The sequence below is a fragment of the Rhodococcus sp. F64268 genome (assembly GCF_023015605.1).
Classification (GTDB): Bacteria; Actinomycetota; Actinomycetes; order Mycobacteriales; family Mycobacteriaceae; genus Rhodococcus.
The window spans coordinates 523,270-539,996 of record NZ_JALKAI010000001.1; the positions used below are offsets into that span (position 1 = coordinate 523,270).

At 66.7% G+C, this 16,727-nt stretch carries 15 protein-coding genes; 11 read left to right on the plus strand and 4 right to left on the minus strand.

What is annotated here, in order from left to right; translation table 11 throughout:
- Window positions 1-49: 49 nt before the first annotated feature.
- Window positions 50-1,195 carry a DUF2786 domain-containing protein gene (locus MWU77_RS02505; RefSeq protein ID WP_247272858.1) on the minus strand — a complete coding sequence of 382 codons (1,146 nt, stop codon included), beginning with the start codon at window positions 1,193-1,195 and terminating at the stop codon, window positions 50-52.
- A gap of 127 nt (window positions 1,196-1,322) precedes the next feature.
- A complete protein-coding gene (gene metG / locus MWU77_RS02510; RefSeq protein WP_169687803.1) occupies window positions 1,323-2,903 on the minus strand; it encodes a methionine--tRNA ligase in 1,581 nt (526 codons plus the stop codon).
- 22 nt (window positions 2,904-2,925) lie between these two features.
- Here metG and MWU77_RS02515 point away from each other — a divergent pair, with 22 nt between their 5' ends.
- From MWU77_RS02515 to MWU77_RS02540, 6 genes are all read left to right on the plus strand, one after another.
- On the plus strand, window positions 2,926-3,756 hold the full coding sequence (locus tag MWU77_RS02515) for a TatD family hydrolase (RefSeq protein ID WP_169687802.1): 831 nt from the start codon (window positions 2,926-2,928) through the stop codon (window positions 3,754-3,756).
- Window positions 3,757-3,798: 42 nt separating this feature from the next.
- Window positions 3,799-4,857 (plus strand): maleylacetate reductase, encoded by a 1,059-nt coding sequence (locus MWU77_RS02520; RefSeq protein ID WP_169687801.1) that lies wholly within the window; start codon window positions 3,799-3,801, stop codon window positions 4,855-4,857.
- 109 nt (window positions 4,858-4,966) lie between these two features.
- Window positions 4,967-5,431, plus strand: a complete 465-nt coding sequence (locus tag MWU77_RS02525) for a DoxX family protein (RefSeq protein WP_247272859.1) — start codon at window positions 4,967-4,969, stop codon at window positions 5,429-5,431.
- A 368-nt stretch (window positions 5,432-5,799) separates the two neighbouring features.
- Window positions 5,800-6,927, plus strand: a complete 1,128-nt coding sequence (locus MWU77_RS02530) for a resuscitation-promoting factor (protein WP_247272860.1) — start codon at window positions 5,800-5,802, stop codon at window positions 6,925-6,927.
- Between the two features lie 39 nt (window positions 6,928-6,966).
- Window positions 6,967-7,872, plus strand: coding sequence for a 16S rRNA (adenine(1518)-N(6)/adenine(1519)-N(6))-dimethyltransferase RsmA (rsmA, locus tag MWU77_RS02535; protein WP_169687798.1), 906 nt, complete (start codon window positions 6,967-6,969; stop codon window positions 7,870-7,872).
- 220 nt (window positions 7,873-8,092) lie between these two features.
- Window positions 8,093-8,299, plus strand: a complete 207-nt coding sequence (locus MWU77_RS02540) for a cold-shock protein (protein ID WP_026061436.1) — start codon at window positions 8,093-8,095, stop codon at window positions 8,297-8,299.
- 79 nt (window positions 8,300-8,378) lie between these two features.
- Here the strand turns inward: MWU77_RS02540 and MWU77_RS02545 are convergent, their stop codons facing one another.
- Window positions 8,379-8,648 (minus strand): hypothetical protein, encoded by a 270-nt coding sequence (locus MWU77_RS02545; RefSeq protein ID WP_169687797.1) that lies wholly within the window; start codon window positions 8,646-8,648, stop codon window positions 8,379-8,381.
- A 68-nt stretch (window positions 8,649-8,716) separates the two neighbouring features.
- Window positions 8,717-9,685, minus strand: a complete 969-nt coding sequence (locus MWU77_RS02550; RefSeq protein WP_169687796.1) for a YafY family protein — start codon at window positions 9,683-9,685, stop codon at window positions 8,717-8,719.
- Window positions 9,686-9,771: 86 nt separating this feature from the next.
- Here MWU77_RS02550 and MWU77_RS02555 point away from each other — a divergent pair, with 86 nt between their 5' ends.
- The 5 genes from MWU77_RS02555 to MWU77_RS02575 all read left to right on the plus strand — a co-directional run bounded on the left by MWU77_RS02555 (window position 9,772) and on the right by MWU77_RS02575 (window position 16,681).
- The gene (locus tag MWU77_RS02555) at window positions 9,772-10,698 is read left to right on the plus strand and encodes a 4-(cytidine 5'-diphospho)-2-C-methyl-D-erythritol kinase (protein WP_169687795.1); all 927 of its coding nucleotides are present in this window, start codon (window positions 9,772-9,774) and stop codon (window positions 10,696-10,698) included.
- 50 nt (window positions 10,699-10,748) lie between these two features.
- On the plus strand, window positions 10,749-12,536 hold the full coding sequence (locus tag MWU77_RS02560; RefSeq protein WP_169687794.1) for an ABC-F family ATP-binding cassette domain-containing protein: 1,788 nt from the start codon (window positions 10,749-10,751) through the stop codon (window positions 12,534-12,536).
- A gap of 129 nt (window positions 12,537-12,665) precedes the next feature.
- Window positions 12,666-13,100 carry a DUF6069 family protein gene (locus MWU77_RS02565; protein ID WP_169687793.1) on the plus strand — a complete coding sequence of 145 codons (435 nt, stop codon included), beginning with the start codon at window positions 12,666-12,668 and terminating at the stop codon, window positions 13,098-13,100.
- Window positions 13,101-13,400: 300 nt separating this feature from the next.
- A complete protein-coding gene (gene ppsA / locus MWU77_RS02570; RefSeq protein WP_169688004.1) occupies window positions 13,401-15,686 on the plus strand; it encodes a phosphoenolpyruvate synthase in 2,286 nt (761 codons plus the stop codon).
- Window positions 15,683-16,681 carry a nitroreductase family protein gene (locus tag MWU77_RS02575; protein WP_308198751.1) on the plus strand — a complete coding sequence of 333 codons (999 nt, stop codon included), beginning with the start codon at window positions 15,683-15,685 and terminating at the stop codon, window positions 16,679-16,681. The genes ppsA and MWU77_RS02575 overlap by 4 nt, the downstream gene beginning before the upstream one ends.
- Window positions 16,682-16,727: the final 46 nt, after the last annotated feature.

Below are 16,727 nucleotides of genomic sequence, written 5' to 3' on the forward strand. Positions count from 1 at the left end.
CATTTGACACCGCGCGGGCCGGGAACGTGACATCTCGGTGAAAAAGTGGTCAGCGTCGCAGTGGAGACTGTCCCGGCGCCAGGGAGGCGTTCTCGGCGGCGTCGCGTCCGGCATGGAAACCGTCGGCGTCGACGCCGCGACCGCCGGAGGAGCGGGTGGTGGGGAACAGACGCCGGAACTCCGCGTCGACCGCTTCGGAGCGGCGCGCGAGGATGGGTGCGAGATCGGTCATCGGTACGCGCGCATCGGCGGCGGCTTCCGCAGTGGCGTGGGCCTGGACCTCGCGGAGTCGCTCGCCGATGCGGTTCGCGAAACCGGTGAGAAAGGCGCGTCGGAAGGACGTGGCCCCGCCGCCACGCCTGCCTGCGGTCCCGGCCGTGTTCATGGCGCGCGTGCTCTGGACGAGCAGAGATGTGAACAGCATCTCGACCTGCTCGAGATCGACCACGGTGCCGACGATGGTCGCGATCTGCACCCGGGTGAACCACACCGTGCGGACCCGGTTCGCATCGCCGATCGCGGTGAGCAGCAGCACTTTCTCCTTCGCGTAAGGACGCTCGAGGTGGAGTCGTCGGCCCCTGACCGGATCGGCGGAGGGTCGGGCACCACCCAGTACCGCCGCTCCCACCGCGTACCGGGTCATGAGCTCTTGCGCCTTTGCGGTGAATGCCTCTGCCTCGTCGGGGAATTCGGTGGATTCGGCCTTCGAGAGCAATCCGCGGATGCGTTCGAGCACCCGCGGATCCGGGGCGCAGGGAGCGGTGCCGTCCGGTGTGGTGCGCGTCTGCGGCCATTGGGACGGCGGCGTGGTCAGCTGCGTGAACCGCGGAAGGTACTTCCACGTGTAGGCGAGTCCGTCGACCTGGAACCGCGACACGTGGGGCAGTGCGCGGAACAGGCTCGTCCCGAACGGGTGGCCGGCTTCGGCGGTGCGGGCGATCGCGGGGTGGCGATCGCCGATCGTGCGGACCTGGTGCAGCCATTCGGTGGGCGCGCGGTGGGACGCGCGTGTGTGGTGGGCGTCGAACAGAACGGACGCGGCAGCGAGCGGCGTATCGGTGGGGTCTCCCGAGTGTGCCGCCATGTGGAGTACGTCGGCGGGCTGCCATCCGCGCTCGTAGGCGCCGTTCAGCTCGACGAGCAGTATCCCGGCGTGCACCTCATCGGTTCGAATGTATGTTCCATTGCTGGGCATGGGGAGAGTGTGGCGGAAGCCACCGACAAGTTCCGATTCGGTGCGGCTGCTCCCCGAAACGCCGGAGTCCGGGCCGCGTCACGCTGCGGCCCGGACTCCGACGATGCGACTCTCGCTCGACGTTCGACTATTCCTCGTCGATGAACCGAGGGAACACCGGCGATGGCGCGGGCAGCGCGGTACCCGGCACGAGACGCGTCGCGAGGTCGGCGAACTGTCGGTCCCGAGGTCCCTGGCCGAGCAGATCGAGGATCTTCGCACCCGCATCGGGCATCACCGGCTGAACCAGGATGCCCACGACACGTACGACTTCGAGCGTCACGTACAGCACTGTGGCCATCCGCGCAGGATCTGTCTTGCGGAGCACCCACGGCTCCTGCGCCGAGAAGTACCGGTTGGTCTCACCGAGCACATGCCAGATCGCTTCCAGCCCGAGGTGGATCTGCTGTTCGTCGAACTCGGCGCGCACCTGCTCGAGCAACGCGTGGGCCTGCGCGAGCATCGCCTCGTCGTCGGCGGTGAACTCGCCCGGGGTCGGAACCTGCCCGTCGAGGTTCTTCGCAACCATCGTCAGCGACCGCTGCGCAAGGTTGCCCAGGTCGTTGGCGAGATCGGCGTTGATGCGGGTGACGATCGCCTCGTGGCTGTAGCTGCCGTCCTGGCCGTACGAGATCTCGCGGAGCAGGAAGAAGCGCAGCGGATCGAGGCCGTACTTCTCGACCATCTCGATCGGGTCGACGACGTTGCCGACCGACTTCGACATCTTCTCGCCCTTGTTGAACAGGAAGCCGTGCACGAACACCCGCTTGGGCAGTTCGAGTCCGGCCGAGATGAGGAACGCAGGCCAGTACACGGTGTGGAAGCGGGTGATGTCCTTGCCGATGATGTGCAGATCGGCCGGCCAGTACCGCTTGTACGACTCCGATTCGATGTCGGGGAACCCTGCGCCGGTGAGGTAGTTCGTCAGGGCGTCGACCCACACGTACATGACGTGATCGGGGTGACCCGGGACGGGCACGCCCCAGTCGAAGGTGGTGCGGGAGATCGACAGGTCCTTGAGCCCGCCCGAGACGAAGCTGACGATCTCGTTGCGCCGCGTCGCGGGAGCGATGAACTCGGGGTGCTCGTCGTAGAGCTTCAGGAGTTTGTCCTGGTAGGCCGACAGGCGGAAGAAGTACGTCGACTCCTCGGTCCACTCCACGGGCGTGCCCGTGTCGGTGGACAGGCGCGAGCCGTCGTCCTGCAGGGTCGTCTCGGCCTCGGTGTAGAACGCTTCGTCGCGCACCGAGTACCAACCCGCATAGGTGTCGAGGTAGATGTCGCCGTTGTCGACCATGCGCTGCCAGATCGCCTTGCTGGCTTCGAGGTGATCGTCGTCGGTGGTGCGGATGAACCGGTCGTACGAGACGTTGAGGGACTTGTCCAGCGCCTCGAACACGTCGGAGTTGCGTCGCGCCAGCTCGGTGACGGAGATGCCCTCCTTGGCGGCTGTCTGCTGCATCTTCAAGCCGTGTTCGTCGGTGCCGGTGAGGAACCGGACGTCGAAGCCGTCGAGACGCTTGAACCGTGCGAGGGCGTCGGTGGAGATGTACTCGTACGCGTGCCCGATGTGCGGGACGCCGTTCGGGTACGCGATCGCGGTGGTCACGTAGAACGGCGGGCGGGCGGACTCGGCGAGCGGCGGGCGGGTGGGATCGGCGGCAGTCATGGTGGCAACTACTTTATAGGGCGTGAGCAAAAGCCGTCCTGCCCCCGAAGCTCCGGAACCGCTGGCGCCGCTCGTCGACGCCCATACCCATCTCGATGCGTGCGGAGCGACCGATGCCGCGACGACCGCCGCGATCGTGGACCGGGCCGCCGCGGTGGGCGTCGGCCGGGTGGTCACGGTGGCCGACGACCTCCATGCCGCGCAGTTCGCGGTACGTGCCGCGCACTGGGATCCGCGGGTGTTCGCGGCCGTGGCGATCCACCCGACGCGCGCGAACAGCCTCGACGATACGACGCGCACCGAGATCGAGCGGCTCGCAGCAGACCCTCGGTGCGTCGCGGTGGGGGAGACCGGCCTCGACCTCTATTGGCCGGGGAAGCTCGACGGGTGCGCCGAGCCGGCCGAACAGGAAGAGGGCTTCCGCTGGCACATCGATCTCGCGAAACGGCTCGGCAAGCCGCTGATGATCCACAACCGCGAGGCCGACGACGATCTACTGCGGGTGCTGCACAGCGAGGGCGCTCCCGAGACCGTCATCTTCCACTGTTTCTCCTCCGGCCCCGAGATGGCACGGGCCTGCGTCGACGCCGGCTACCACCTGAGCTTCTCGGGCACCGTCAGTTTCAGAAACGCCAAGGCGTTGCGCGAGGCGGCTCCGCTAGTGCCGCGCGCTCAGGTCCTCGTCGAGACCGACGCGCCGTTTCTCACACCGCATCCGTTCCGGGGCGCACCCAACGAGCCCTATTGCCTGCCCTACACGGTGCGCGCTCTCGCCGACGTGCGCGGCGAGAGCGCGTCTGAGCTGGCCGCGGCAACCACCGCGAATGCCGAGCGGGTGTACGGACTTTCGTGAGTGACCCCCGTATCGGCACCCTGGACGTGAGACCGTGGGCGCATGCACAACTTCGTCTATACGGCACAACCGGCCCGGGTGATCTTCGGTGCGGGCACCGCGTCGAAGGTCGGCGACGAGGTACGTCGGCTCGGTAGATCGCGTGTGTTGCTGCTCGGCGGCGAACACGTACGTCCGCAGGCGGATCTCGTCGAGCGCGCACTCGGAGCGTTGCAGGTAGCACGGTTCGACGGCGCGGTGATGCACACACCGGTCGCCGTGACCGAGCGCGTTCTGAAGTACGTGACCGACCATCGGGCGGATGCGGTCGTCGCCGTCGGTGGCGGATCCACCACGGGTCTGGCGAAGGCGCTGGCGGTGCGAACCGGGATCGATCAGGTGATTCTGCCGACCACCTACGCGGGTTCGGAGGTCACGCCCACCCTCGGGGAGACGGCGCACGGGGTGAAGACGACGAGGTCGTCGCCGGACATCCTGCCGGAGACGGTGATCTACGACGTGGAGTTCAGCGCCGGGTTGCCGGTGCCGATGGCGGTGACCAGCGCCGTCAATGCGCTGGCGCACGCGGTGGAGGCGTTGTATGCAGAGCACGCCAATCCGATTGTCGATGCTCTCGGGTTGCAGGCGATCGTGTCGATCGGTCGCGGTCTGCCTGCGCTCGGTGTCGACGGTGCCGACCTGGAGGGCCGCTCCGATCTGCTGCTTGCCGCGTGGTTGTCGGGGGTGTGTCTCGGATCGGTGGGGATGGCTCTGCACCACAAGTTGTGTCACGTACTCGGTGGGTCGTTCGATCTGCCGCACGCGGCGACGCACACCGTGATGTTGCCGCACGTCATGGCGTACAACGCGCCGTCGGTTCCGGACGTGATGGCCCGGATCGCCGAGGCCCTCGAGGTCGATTCGGCTCCCGCGGGCGTGTACGACCTCATCGTGTCTGCGGGCGGGCCGACGAGCCTGGCGGACCTCGGCCTGCGCGAGGCAGATCTCGACACTGCCGCACGACGGGCAACGGAGAAGGCGTATCCGAACCCGAGGGAGGTCACCACCGTGGGTGTGCGGCGGTTGCTCGGCGAGGCGTTTGCAGGGAGACGTCCGGCGTGACGTCGGCTACATCGATCGAATTAGGTTGAACCTACAACCTAGCGCTGCTACTTTTGGTTGCGTTGTCAACTAGAAGGGGCCTTCGGCCTCGCAACCGAAAGGTCATTTCGTGAACAATCCCCTCGTTCGGGACATCGGCATTCTCATCGCGCGCCTGGGTCTCGGAATCATCCTGTTGACCCACGGCCTGCAGAAGCTCACGGTGTGGGGCCAGTCCGGCACTTCCGCCGCGTTCGAGGGCATGGGTGTGCCCGCGGCCTCGGCGAGTGCGTTCGTTGCAACCTGGATCGAGATCCTCGGCGGCATCGCACTGATTCTCGGCCTGCTGGTGCCTGTCTTCGGCGCGCTGCTGTTCCTCGTCATGGCGGGCGCGTTCGTCATCGTTCACGTCGGAAACGGCGTCTACGTGGCCGACGGCGGCTTCGAACTCGTCGCTGCGCTCGGCCTCGGGGCGCTGCTCCTTGCCGTCGTGGGCGCGGGCCGTTTCAGCATCGACCACATTCTCGGGTCGAAACTTCCGTTCCTCGCGCAGTCGGCGCCGGCGGAACGGGAGCCGGCGCGCAGCGCCGTGTAGTCGATCCCGTCGATCGGGCGACGACTGTCGATCGCAACCGAAGGGCGCATTGCGGGTGATCCACCCCGCAATGCGCCCTTCTCGCGTTTCCATCAGGCATCCATGGTGTTGCTCGAGACGGGAAGATCAACGGCATTCCTGGCCGGGCATAGGAAATTCATCAAATCGGAAAGAATGTAACTTCGGCCACAATATCCGGCGGATCCAGGCGGTCGGGCAACTTTGTAGCAGCACGAGTTGTGATTGAAAATATCGGTTTATCACCGAATGGTTACGCACATAACCCCTGTTGGACGAGGTTTAGTTGCCATATCAATTCACGTTCGTTACCGTGCCGTGATCACAGTCGTCGTCTGTCTGGAATTGTTGTGTCACCCTTCACCAAGATCAACCGAATCAAATCGCCGGTGTTCTTCGCGCTCGTTGCGGCATTGTTCGTAACCATTGCGGCCGGCGGGATCACCGCGCTCGTCAAGCACAAGGACGTCACGCTCGACATCGACGGAGAGCAACGCGCCTTCGGCACGATGAGCTCGAACGTCGGCGACATCCTTGCCGCTGCCGGATATCAGGTGGAGGAGCACGACGTCGTCGCCCCGGCCGTCGATTCCGCAGTGTCCGACGGGGACACCATCGTGTTGCGCCAGGCCCGCGAGGTCACGCTCACGGTCGACGGTGCGGAGCGCACCGTGTGGACCACCGCGCTCACCGTCGACGAGGCTCTCGCGCAGTTCGAGCTGAGCGACGACGTGTACGTCTCGGCTTCCCGTTCGCACCGTCTGCCGCTCGACGGCACCGAACTCGAGGTCGTCAGTCCCAAGACCGTGCAGTTCGCAGACAACGGCGCGCCCGCCGCGCCCGTGCGCCTCGCGGCACCCACCGTGGGTGAGTTCTTGACCGCGCACAATGTTGCCCTCGAGCAGGCCGACAGCGTGAACGTCCCGGCCGATGCCGCGCTCGAAGAGGGCATGGAGATCGTCGTGACCCGCGACCGTGTCGAGACCCGCATCGAGACCCTGCCGATCGAGCCCCCGCAGAACCGGGTCGACGATCCGAACATGACCGAGGGCGACACCGCGCTCGACAACCCGGGTGCTCCGGGTGAGCGTTCCGTCACCTTCGACGTCCACACCGTCAACGGTGTTGAGGTCGGCCGTACCGAGACCGCGTCGACGGTGCTCTCCGAACCGCAGCCCGCGATCCTCCGCGTCGGCACCAAGCCCAAGCCTGCAGTCCCCGCATCCGGCCGGGCATCCACCTGGGACGCCCTTGCACAGTGCGAGGCGACCGGAAACTGGGCCATCAACACCGGAAACGGCTTCTACGGAGGCCTGCAGTTCACGCAGCAGACCTGGGCCGGGTTCGGCGGAACCCAGTACGCTCCGCGCGCTGATATGGCCACCCGCGAACAGCAGATCGCCGTCGCCGAGAAGGTTCAGGCAGCACAGGGCTGGGGTGCATGGCCCGCATGCACCAGCAAGCTCGGCCTGCGCTGAGACGACATGCCGTCGACTCCGGTGCGCTAGGTTCGCCTCGTGCAAGCAGACGATTCAGGCGCCACCCCGGCTTCTCCGCGCGGCCTCGCCGCGTTGCTCGGACCCGCAGAGGTCCGGACTCTCGCGGAGGAGTTCGGGGTGCGCCCGACCAAGCAGCTGGGCCAGAACTTCGTGCATGACGCCAACACGGTGCGGCGCATCGTCTCGGCCGCAGGAGTCGGCCCCGACGACGTGGTGCTCGAGGTCGGGCCGGGGCTGGGATCACTGACCCTGGCGCTGCTCGACGTCGTCGACCGTGTGGTCGCGGTGGAGATCGATCCCAGGCTGGCCGAGCGCCTGCCCGCGACGGTCGCTGCGCGTGCCCCGCAACTTGCCGGTCGCCTCGACGTCGTGCCGATGGATGCGATGAAGGTATCCGTCTCGGATCTTCCTGCGGAGCCGACCGCGCTCGTCGCCAATCTCCCCTACAACGTGGCTGTGCCGGTGCTGTTGCACCTGTTCGCCGAAATTCCCTCGTTGCGCACCGCCCTGGTGATGGTGCAGCTCGAAGTGGCCGATCGTCTTGCGGCGCAACCGGGTAGCAAGGTCTACGGCGTACCGAGCGTGAAGGCCCGATACTTCGGCGATGTCCGTCGCGCAGGTTCGGTCGGGCGTTCGGTGTTCTGGCCTGTGCCGCAGGTCGAATCGGGCCTCGTGCGCATCGACCGTTACGAAACCCCGCCGTGGCCCACTGATCCGGCGCACCGCAAGGCGGTCTTCGCGGTGGTGGACGCGGCATTCGCTCAGCGGCGTAAGACCTTGCGCGCAGCGTTGAGTGGTTGGGCCGGCTCGCCCGCAGAGGCCGAACGGCGCCTGGTCGCAGCGGGTATCGAGCCGTCGACACGGGGGGAGAGGCTCGATGCGGCCGCCTTCGTCCGGCTGGCGTCGATCGCAACTGAGGGTTGAGTCACCTCGCGGTGGCATCGAGACCCGATGTGTGCTCTACTTGAGCCTGGTCGTTAGGTAGTGTGTTTGTGGTTAACCCTCGCACATTTCTAGTTGCGAGCGGATGCGATACCACCACGGAATCGTTTCAGCCGTCGAGTGACAGACCCGGAAGCCGAGACCGGCTTCCGACGAGACAGGGCGGCAACAGTGCGTCCTGCCTGTAAGTAAAGGAACAGCAATGGCTGAAGGTACTGTGAAGTGGTTCAACGGCGAAAAGGGCTTCGGCTTCATCGCTCCGTCCGACGGTTCGGCTGACGTCTTCGTGCACTTCTCCGAGATCCAGGGCCGCGGCTTCCGCACCCTCGAGGAGAACCAGCGCGTGAGCTTCGAGATCGGCCAGGGCCAGAAGGGCCCGCAGGCCACCGGCGTCACCGTCATCGGCTGATACCAGGCTTCTCACCATCAGGGCCGGCACCCGTTTCGGGTGCCGGCCCTGATGTGTTGTTGCCGAGAATCGAAGTGCGTCAGCCGATGACGGCGCCGTGCCCGACGATGCCGACGTTCGACGAACCGGTCGACGACCCTGTTCCATCGGCCGAACCGGTGGCGATCCCAGCGGATCCCGTCGGCGGGTTCACGCAGTCGACCATGTTCAACGACCGCAGAACGAGGTCGCCCAGGGAGCACACGCGAGGTGCAGGTGCGGGCTCCGCCGATGCAGTGCCTGCTGTGCCCAAAGCAGCGGCCAGTGCGAGCGCTCCGACCGCGACGGTGCTACGCAGAACTCGTCTCATGTATTTCCTCCAGATCCGGCGCCGGTGACGTGTTGACGGCGATCGCACGAGCATAGATGCGCCGATGCTCAAGCGCGCGCGTACCTCTCGGCGAGAAACCGGAGCCGCTCGCCCTGTGCCCGGCACGCATCGCGGAGGCCGGCGGGTTCGAGCACCGTGAAGTCCACGTCGAAGGCGACGAGCCACTCGGCGATCCTCTCCAGGGACTGTCCGCCGAGCACGAGTGCGCACGTTCGTGCGTCGATCTGCTCGAGGGTTCCCCACCTGTCGTCGACCATCGGGGTGATCGTCCCGACCGGTGCGTGCAGCAGCACCCTCGCGGTCACCGGTGCTGCGCCACGCGCGATACCGCGCGAGACGAACTCGGCAGCACCTCCGGGTGGGAGCTCGCGCGGAACGAACCGCGGACCGGTGGGGATCTTCGGTTCCATGCGGTCCACGCGGAACGAGCGCCAATCCTCGCGGGCGAGGTCCCAGGCGACGAGATACCAGCGCAGTCCCGCACGCACCACCCGGTACGGCTCCACCTCCCGTCGCGAGGCCGTGTCGTCGTGGGAGCGGTAATCGAAGCGCAAGCGCTCGTGGCGGTGACAGACGGCCGTCACGGTCGCGAGCAACTCGGCGTCGACCGCGGATGCAACTGGGCCACGATCGACGACGTCGACGCGTAAGGCTTCGAGCCGGTGCTGCAACCGTGACGGCATGACCTGCCTCAGTTTGGTGAGTGCACGTGCTTCGGCGTCCCCGAGACCGGTGACCGCGTCGTTGGTGCCGGAACGCAACGCGAGTGCGACGGCCACAACCTCGTCGTCGTCGAGCAGCAGCGGCGGCATCTCGGCGCCCGCACCGAGCCGGTAGCCGCCGCCGACGCCGACATTCGCATCGACGGGATAGCCGAGGTAGCGGAGTTTCTCGACGTCGCGTCGGACCGTGCGGGTGGTGATCTGCAGACGCTCGGCGAGTTCGGTGCCGGACCATTCCCGTCGCATCTGTAGGAGCGACAGCAGACGCAACAGGCGGGCGGAGGTTTCGCGCATGATCAGACTGTGCCACGAATAGCGGACGATTCCCGTCCTCGATTGTGGTCGTTGCCGTTCCTGCAGCGCGGGTAAGCTGTGTATTCGTGCTTTCCGTCGTCCCCGCCTCCGTCAGCGTGCGGGCTCCGTCCAAGGTCAACCTGCATCTCGCGGTCGGGGACCTCCGCCCCGACGGTTATCACGACCTGCGCACAGTGTTCCAAGCGCTGTCGCTGCACGACGAGGTGACCGTCGCCCCCGCCGAGACCCTCCGCGTCGAGGTCCGTGGACCCGACGCGGCTTCGGTGCCCACCGATTCGTCGAACCTCGTCTGGCGTGCTGCCGAGCTACTCGCCGAACGCGCCGGACGCACACCCGACGTCGAGATCATCATCGACAAGGGGATCCCCGTGGCCGGAGGCATGGCAGGTGGAAGCGCCGACGCGGCCGCGACGCTCGTCGCGCTCGACGCGCTGTGGGGGCTCGGAGCCAGTCGTGGCGACCTCGACGAGATCGCAGCCCAGCTGGGCAGCGACGTGAACTTCTGCCTGCACGGCAATACCGCGCTCGGAACCGGACGCGGTGAACAACTCGTTCCCGTCCTGTCGCGCGGCACCTTCCACTGGGTGCTCGCGATCGCGAAAGAGGGGCTGTCCACCCCCGTCGTCTTCCGCGAACTCGACCGGCTGCGCGCCAGCGGTGATCCACAGCGCGTGGGCGACACCGACGATCTGCTGCATGCGCTCGGCGCCGGTGACGCTCGCGCGCTCGCTCCGCTGCTCGGCAACGACCTGCAATCGGCCGCATTGTCGTTGAACCCCGGTCTGCGTCGCACCCTGCGTGCAGGGGTCGAAGCGGGAGCTCTCGCGGGCATCGTATCCGGCTCCGGACCCACCTGCGCATTCCTCGTCGACGATCAACGCGCTGCGGTCGAGGTGAGCGCCGAGCTCGCAGGCGCCGGGGTGTGCCGAACCGTGCGGATCGCGTCCGGCCCGGTGCCGGGCGCGCGCATCGTCGATCCCACTCGACCCTGACATCCCATTCCTGATACACCGATTCACAACTCCGGAAGGCTCTGCACCACGTGGCGAATCTGATCAACCTCGAACAGGTCTCGAAATCCTTCGGTATCAAGCCGTTGCTCGACTCCGTGTCGCTCGGGGTGGAAGAGGGCGAGCGCATCGGCGTGGTCGGCCTCAACGGTGGCGGCAAGACCACGATGCTCGAGGTGCTCGCCGGCCTCGAGGAACCCGACTCCGGTCGTGTCAGCCGGGTCGGTGGCCTGCGCATGGCGGTGGTCACCCAACGCGGTGTTCTTCCCGAAGGCTCGACCGTCGGTGACGTCGTACTCGGCCCACTCGATGTCGCCGAACACGAGTGGGCCGGCGATGCGCGCATCCGCTCGGTGCTCGCGGGGATCGGCATCGACAAGCTCGGTCTCGACGCAGTCGTCGACGGACTGTCCGGCGGTGAACGGCGACGGGTCGCGCTCGCTGCCGCGCTCGTGCAAGAACTCGATCTGCTCGTGCTCGACGAGCCCACCAACCACCTCGATGTCGAGGGAGTGCAGTGGCTTGCCGAACACTTGATGTCGCGACGCAGTGCGCTCGTCGTCGTGACCCACGACCGGTGGTTCCTCGACACCGTTGCGAACCGCACATGGGAAGTTGTCGGCGGCAAGGTCGAGGCATACGAGGGCGGCTACAACGACTGGATCTTCGCGCGCGCAGAGCGTGCCCGTCAGGCCGACGCGATGGAGGAGCGGCGTCGGAACCTGGCGCGCAAGGAGCTGGCGTGGCTACGTCGCGGTGCTCCCGCACGCACGTCCAAGCCCAAATATCGCATCGAGGCCGCGGAAGCGCTCATCGCCAACGTGCCGCCGCCGCGCGACTCTGTGGCCCTCGCGTCGTTCGCGAAGCGCAGGCTGGGGCGCGTCGTGATCGAGCTGGAGGACGCCACCTTGGCCACTCCGGACGGCCGTGAACTCGTCCACGATCTGACGTGGCGGCTCGGGCCGGGGGAGCGGATCGGTCTCGTCGGAGTCAACGGATCCGGGAAGACGACGTTGCTGCGCACACTCGCAGGCGAGCGCGAACCGGCATCCGGCAGGCGTATAGAAGGGCAGACGGTCGAGATCGGCTGGTTGCGGCAGGAACTCGACGATCTGCCCACCGACATGCGAGTGTTGGATGCGGTCAAAGACGTGGCCGAACGAATCATGCTGGGCGACAAGGAGGTATCGGCGGGTCAGCTGGCAGAGAGGCTCGGGTTCACTCCTGCTCGCCAACGCACTCCCGTCGGCGACCTCTCCGGCGGGGAACGACGCCGCCTGCAGTTGACGCGCGTACTCATGGCGGAGCCCAATGTGCTGCTGCTCGACGAGCCCACCAACGACCTCGATATCGACACCCTCCAGCAACTCGAAGATCTCCTCGACAACTTCGCAGGGACCCTCGTGGTCATCAGTCACGACCGGTACCTGATCGAGCGGATCTGCGACTCGACATGGGCGCTGTTCGGCGACGGCAAGCTCACCAACTTGCCGGGCGGCATCGAGGAATACCTGCGTCGACGCGCGGCGATGGGCGACGGTGGGGTGCTGTCGGTGGCGTCCCAGGTGTCGAAGGGGGCAGAAGCGTCGGTGCCGAAGCGAGACGGCGCCGCGGATCGTGCTGCGCGTAAGGAACTCTCACGACTCGAGCGGGCGATCGCCAAGCTCGACGAGCGTGAATCGAAGCTGCACGTGCAACTGGCCGACGCGGCAACCGATCCGGATCGCTTGCAGAAGCTCGACGCCGAGCTGCGTCAGGTGGTCGCGGACAAGGAAGCGGCCGAGGAACAGTGGATGGAGCTCGCCGACACGCTGGACTGACGCGGCGAGACGTTTCCACCCCACAGGGCAAGGAAAATATTTCGGGTCGATGATTTCCTCTTGACCTCGAGTCTGCTCGAGGTTGCAGGCTGGGCGCAGTAAGTCGAACACGCCCATCAGGAGAGAAACATGTCTGTCACCCGAACATCGTCTGTTTCATCGACATCCGTGTGGTCGCGCGACTACGGGCGTCCCACGATCGTTGTCGCCTCGGTCCTCGCAGCGTTGGTCGCCAACCTCGTGCTCTGGCTGGTCGGCCTGTTGGCCGGTGGGTCGTTCGAGCACACCGATGCAGGGACGATCGCGAGCGCGGCGCCGGGTGGCGTGGTGCTCATGACCGTCGTCCCGCTTGCGGTCGGGCTCACCGTCGCTGCGCTGCTGAGCCTGTGGTGGAACCCGATCGTCCGGATCGCCCAGGTGGTCGGTGCGCTCCTGCCGCTCGCGACGATCGCAGGAACGATCAGTGCGGACTTCGACGGTCCGAGCAAGACGACGCTGGTGCTGATGCACGTCGTCATCGCTGCGGTGGCCGTGCTCGGGCTCGAGAAGATGCGCGATCGCTAGACGGTATGCGCAGCCCCGGCGCCGAGTCAGGGGGTGCGGGCCCGGCACGGGACGCGGTCACGCCTGGAACCAGGCTCTGGCCGCGGCCCGTGACCGGGGGCGACGGCGGTAACCGGCAGAGGTTCGCGAGACGGCGGGCCATTCGGGCAGATCGTTGTACAGACAGCACATGCCCTGCGCGAACTGCGGTGGACGGGTCGGAGAATATCGGTGACGCGGGACCTTCTGCTCTACGGATGCAGCCCGGATGCGGCGACGATGAATGTGCCGGAGAAGTCGAGATCGTTTCGAGCCGCCACCATGGATGAACACAATATGTGGATACGACCGATTGATACGGTGAGTGCCGACGATGCACCCACAGTGGGTGGAAAATCCGCCAATCTGGGCGAGCTCACACGGGCGGGTTTTGCGGTGCCTGCCGCGTTCACCGTCACGACCGATGCATACGTCGACGCGATGCAGGCCGCGGGAGTACGCGCTCGACTGGCCGCCGAGGCTGTCCCGGCTCCCGACATCGACGACGCCACACTCATCCGCACTTCGGCCGAACTTGCCGCGCTGGTGACCGATGCCCCGGTTCCGCGCGAGATGAGGGATGGCATCGTCTCGGCGTACGAGGCGCTCGGCGTGGATGTTCCGGTGGCGGTGCGCTCGTCGGCGCCTGCCGAGGACGCGGCGGACACTTCCTTCGCAGGCATCCACGAGTCCTACACCAACATCATCGGTGCCGACGCGGTAGTGCGAGCGGTGCAGACGTGCTGGGCATCTCTCTGGTCGGAACGGGCCCGCACCTACCGCGGGTTGCGCGGGGTGACGGATGAGCCGTCCATTGCCGTCGTCGTGCAGGTGATGGTCGAGTCCGAAGTCTCCGGGGTGGCATTCACTGCCGATCCACGAACCGGTGACCTCGATCGCATCGTGATCGAGGCGGCGCTGGGTCTCGGTGAAGTGGTTGTCGGCGGCCAGGTCGAGCCCGACACCTATGTCGTGGCCAAGGACGCCTTCGAGATACTCGATGTGCACCTCGGTCACCAGGAGTTCCGGATAGAGTCGACCGACGCAGGCGACAGACGAATCGCGGTCGACCCGGTCCGCAGCACTCGCGTGCTCGACGACGAACAGATCGACCGCGTCGCGCGTCTCGCCGCGGGAGTCGAGCAGCATTACGGTCGTCCGCAGGATCTCGAGTTCGCCTTCGCGGATGGCGCGTTGTGGATCGTGCAGACCCGCCCGATCACCACACTCGACCGGTCGGCAGTCGGAGGTCCATCCGGCAACGGTGAGGTGACACCATTGCTGACAGGCCTCGGTGCTGGCCCCGGGACGGCCACGGGCAGGGTCCGGGTGCTCCACGAGCTGGTCGACGGCAATCGGCTGACCGACGGCGAGATCATCGTCGCACCCATGACCCGACCGGATTGGCTGCCGATCCTGCGACGCGCCGGTGGCATCGTCACGGACGGCGGCGGCATCACCTGCCACGCGGCGATCGTCGGGCGCGAGCTCGGTAAACCGGTCGTGGTCGGTGCACGCACCGCAACCACAGATCTGCGGGACGGGCAGGTGATCACCGTCGACGGTGACGCGGGCGCCGTGTTCGAGGGGGAAGTACACGCTGCGGTCGGTCCGTCCGCCGCGGCGACTCCGGCCTCGGCGGTGCCGGGTGTCGCTCCGACCGTCACGGCGACGTCGGTGTACGTCAACCTGGCGACTCCGGATGCTGCGGAATCGGTCGCGGCCACCGATGTCGACGGGGTCGGCTTGTTGCGGGCCGAGTTCATGATCACCGAGGCGCTGGCGGGGGAGCACCCGTCGCACATGATTGCACAGGGTCGGCGCGACGAATACGTGGCGAAGATGGCCGACGGGGTCGCCCGGATCGCCGCGGCGTTCACGCCGCGGCCGGTGGTGTATCGGGCGATCGATCTGCGCAGTAACGAGTTCGCGGATCTTGAAGGCGGCGAGGTCGAGCCGGACGAGGAGAACCCGATGATCGGGTATCGCGGGTGCTTTCGCTACGTACGCGATCCGCAGCTGTTCTCGTTGGATCTCGATGTGCTGCACCGTGTTCGGGGCAGGTGTCCCAACGTTCACCTGATGATCCCGTTCGTGCGCACCCGATGGGAACTGAAGGAGTGCCTTGCCCAGCTCGACGCGCACCCCCTCGGGGCTGATCGCCGGATGCGGCGCTGGATCATGGCCGAGGTGCCGTCGGTGGTGTATTGGTTGCCGGAGTACGCGAAGCTCGGCATCGACGGCGTGTCGATCGGCAGCAATGACCTCACACAGCTGATGCTGGGTGTGGACCGGGATTCGGAAGTGTGCAGGGACCTGTTCGACACCCTCGACCCAGCCGTCCTCGATGCGATCGACCACATCATCGACAGGGCCTCCGCAGCGGGATTGACCACGTCGCTGTGTGGTCAGGCGGCATCGACGAGCACCGAGCTCGCGGAGCACTTGGTGCGGCGGGGCATCACGTCGGTGTCGGTCACTCCCGACGCTGCGTCGCGGACGAGGAGGATGGTGGCGCAGGCCGAGCAACGGATCCTGCTGGATCGCGTACGCGAGGTCGGGCGGTGACACCCGCGCAGGCGATGCCGGACCGCCGTACCGTCGAGTCCGCAGTCGCGCTGTCCAGCCGCGCGCCGTCCCTGCACAACAGCCAGCCTTGGCGGTGGATTCTCGGTGCGGATGCGTTGACGCTCTACACCGACAACGATCGCATTCTGCCGGCCACGGATCCGTCCGGTCGCCAGATGGTGCTCTCTTGCGGGGCGGCGCTGGACCATGTGCAGAGAGCGCTCGCCACGGAACGGTGGTGCTCGGTGATCGAGCGGATTCCGCATTCGCCGGACCAGCAGTGCCTGGCGGCACTCCACTTTCGCCGAGTGGACGAAGTGTCCGATGTAGACGTCCGATTGGCGGCGGCGATCCCGGGGCGCCGCACCGAGCGGTTGCCGATGGACTCACCACCGCAGTGGCAGCAGGCCGTCGGCTTCCTGCAGGAACTCGTCGAGGAGGCCGATGTACACCTCGACGAGATCAGCGAGCACGAACGACCTGCACTCGACGGCATGTCCCGGCAGCTCAGTGGTGAACGCCGTTCCGACCAGGCCTACCAATCGGAACTTCGCTGGTGGACCGGGCACGCGGCGTATCCCGATGGCGTGCCTGCCGAGGCGCTACCGGACCCTCGATGGACGGTCGCGACAGAACGGGAGTTCCCTGCCGGGCGCGCAGCGAGCGACACCGTCGGCGTAGAAGAAGACCGCGCAGCGATCCTGCTGCTCTCGACCACCACGGATTCGCGACTCGACTGGTTGCGGTGCGGCGAGGCACTGTCGGCAGTCCTTCTCGCCTGCACCTTCTACGGACTGGCGACCTGCCCGGTCACCCACCTCACCGAGTCCGCGGCTACTCGAACCTCTCTCGCTTCACTGGCGGGCAGCGACGGTGTGCCCCAGGTGCTGATCAGGGTAGGTATACGGACGCCCACCCGTTCGGGACCGACGACGCCGAGACGGCCCCTCTCGGAAGTGCTGTTTCGGGGGCGTCCGGGAGATGCGCGATCGTGAATTCCGAAACGTACTCGTTCGGCAGGGGAAAGACGGCACCCCAGAC

Bases quoted from the DNA above. Each gene is read 5' to 3' on its own strand.
- MWU77_RS02505 (WP_247272858.1), bottom strand. From the start codon at position 1,195: ATGCCCAGCAATGGAACATACATTCGAACCGATGAGGTGCACGCCGGG.
- metG (WP_169687803.1), bottom strand. From the start codon at position 2,903: ATGACTGCCGCCGATCCCACCCGCCCGCCGCTCGCCGAGTCCGCCCGC.
- MWU77_RS02520 (WP_169687801.1), top strand. From the start codon at position 3,799: ATGCACAACTTCGTCTATACGGCACAACCGGCCCGGGTGATCTTCGGT.
- MWU77_RS02540 (WP_026061436.1), top strand. From the start codon at position 8,093: ATGGCTGAAGGTACTGTGAAGTGGTTCAACGGCGAAAAGGGCTTCGGC.
- MWU77_RS02545 (WP_169687797.1), bottom strand. From the start codon at position 8,648: ATGAGACGAGTTCTGCGTAGCACCGTCGCGGTCGGAGCGCTCGCACTG.
- MWU77_RS02550 (WP_169687796.1), bottom strand. From the start codon at position 9,685: ATGCGCGAAACCTCCGCCCGCCTGTTGCGTCTGCTGTCGCTCCTACAG.
- MWU77_RS02565 (WP_169687793.1), top strand. From the start codon at position 12,666: ATGTCTGTCACCCGAACATCGTCTGTTTCATCGACATCCGTGTGGTCG.
- ppsA (WP_169688004.1), top strand. From the start codon at position 13,401: ATGGATGAACACAATATGTGGATACGACCGATTGATACGGTGAGTGCC.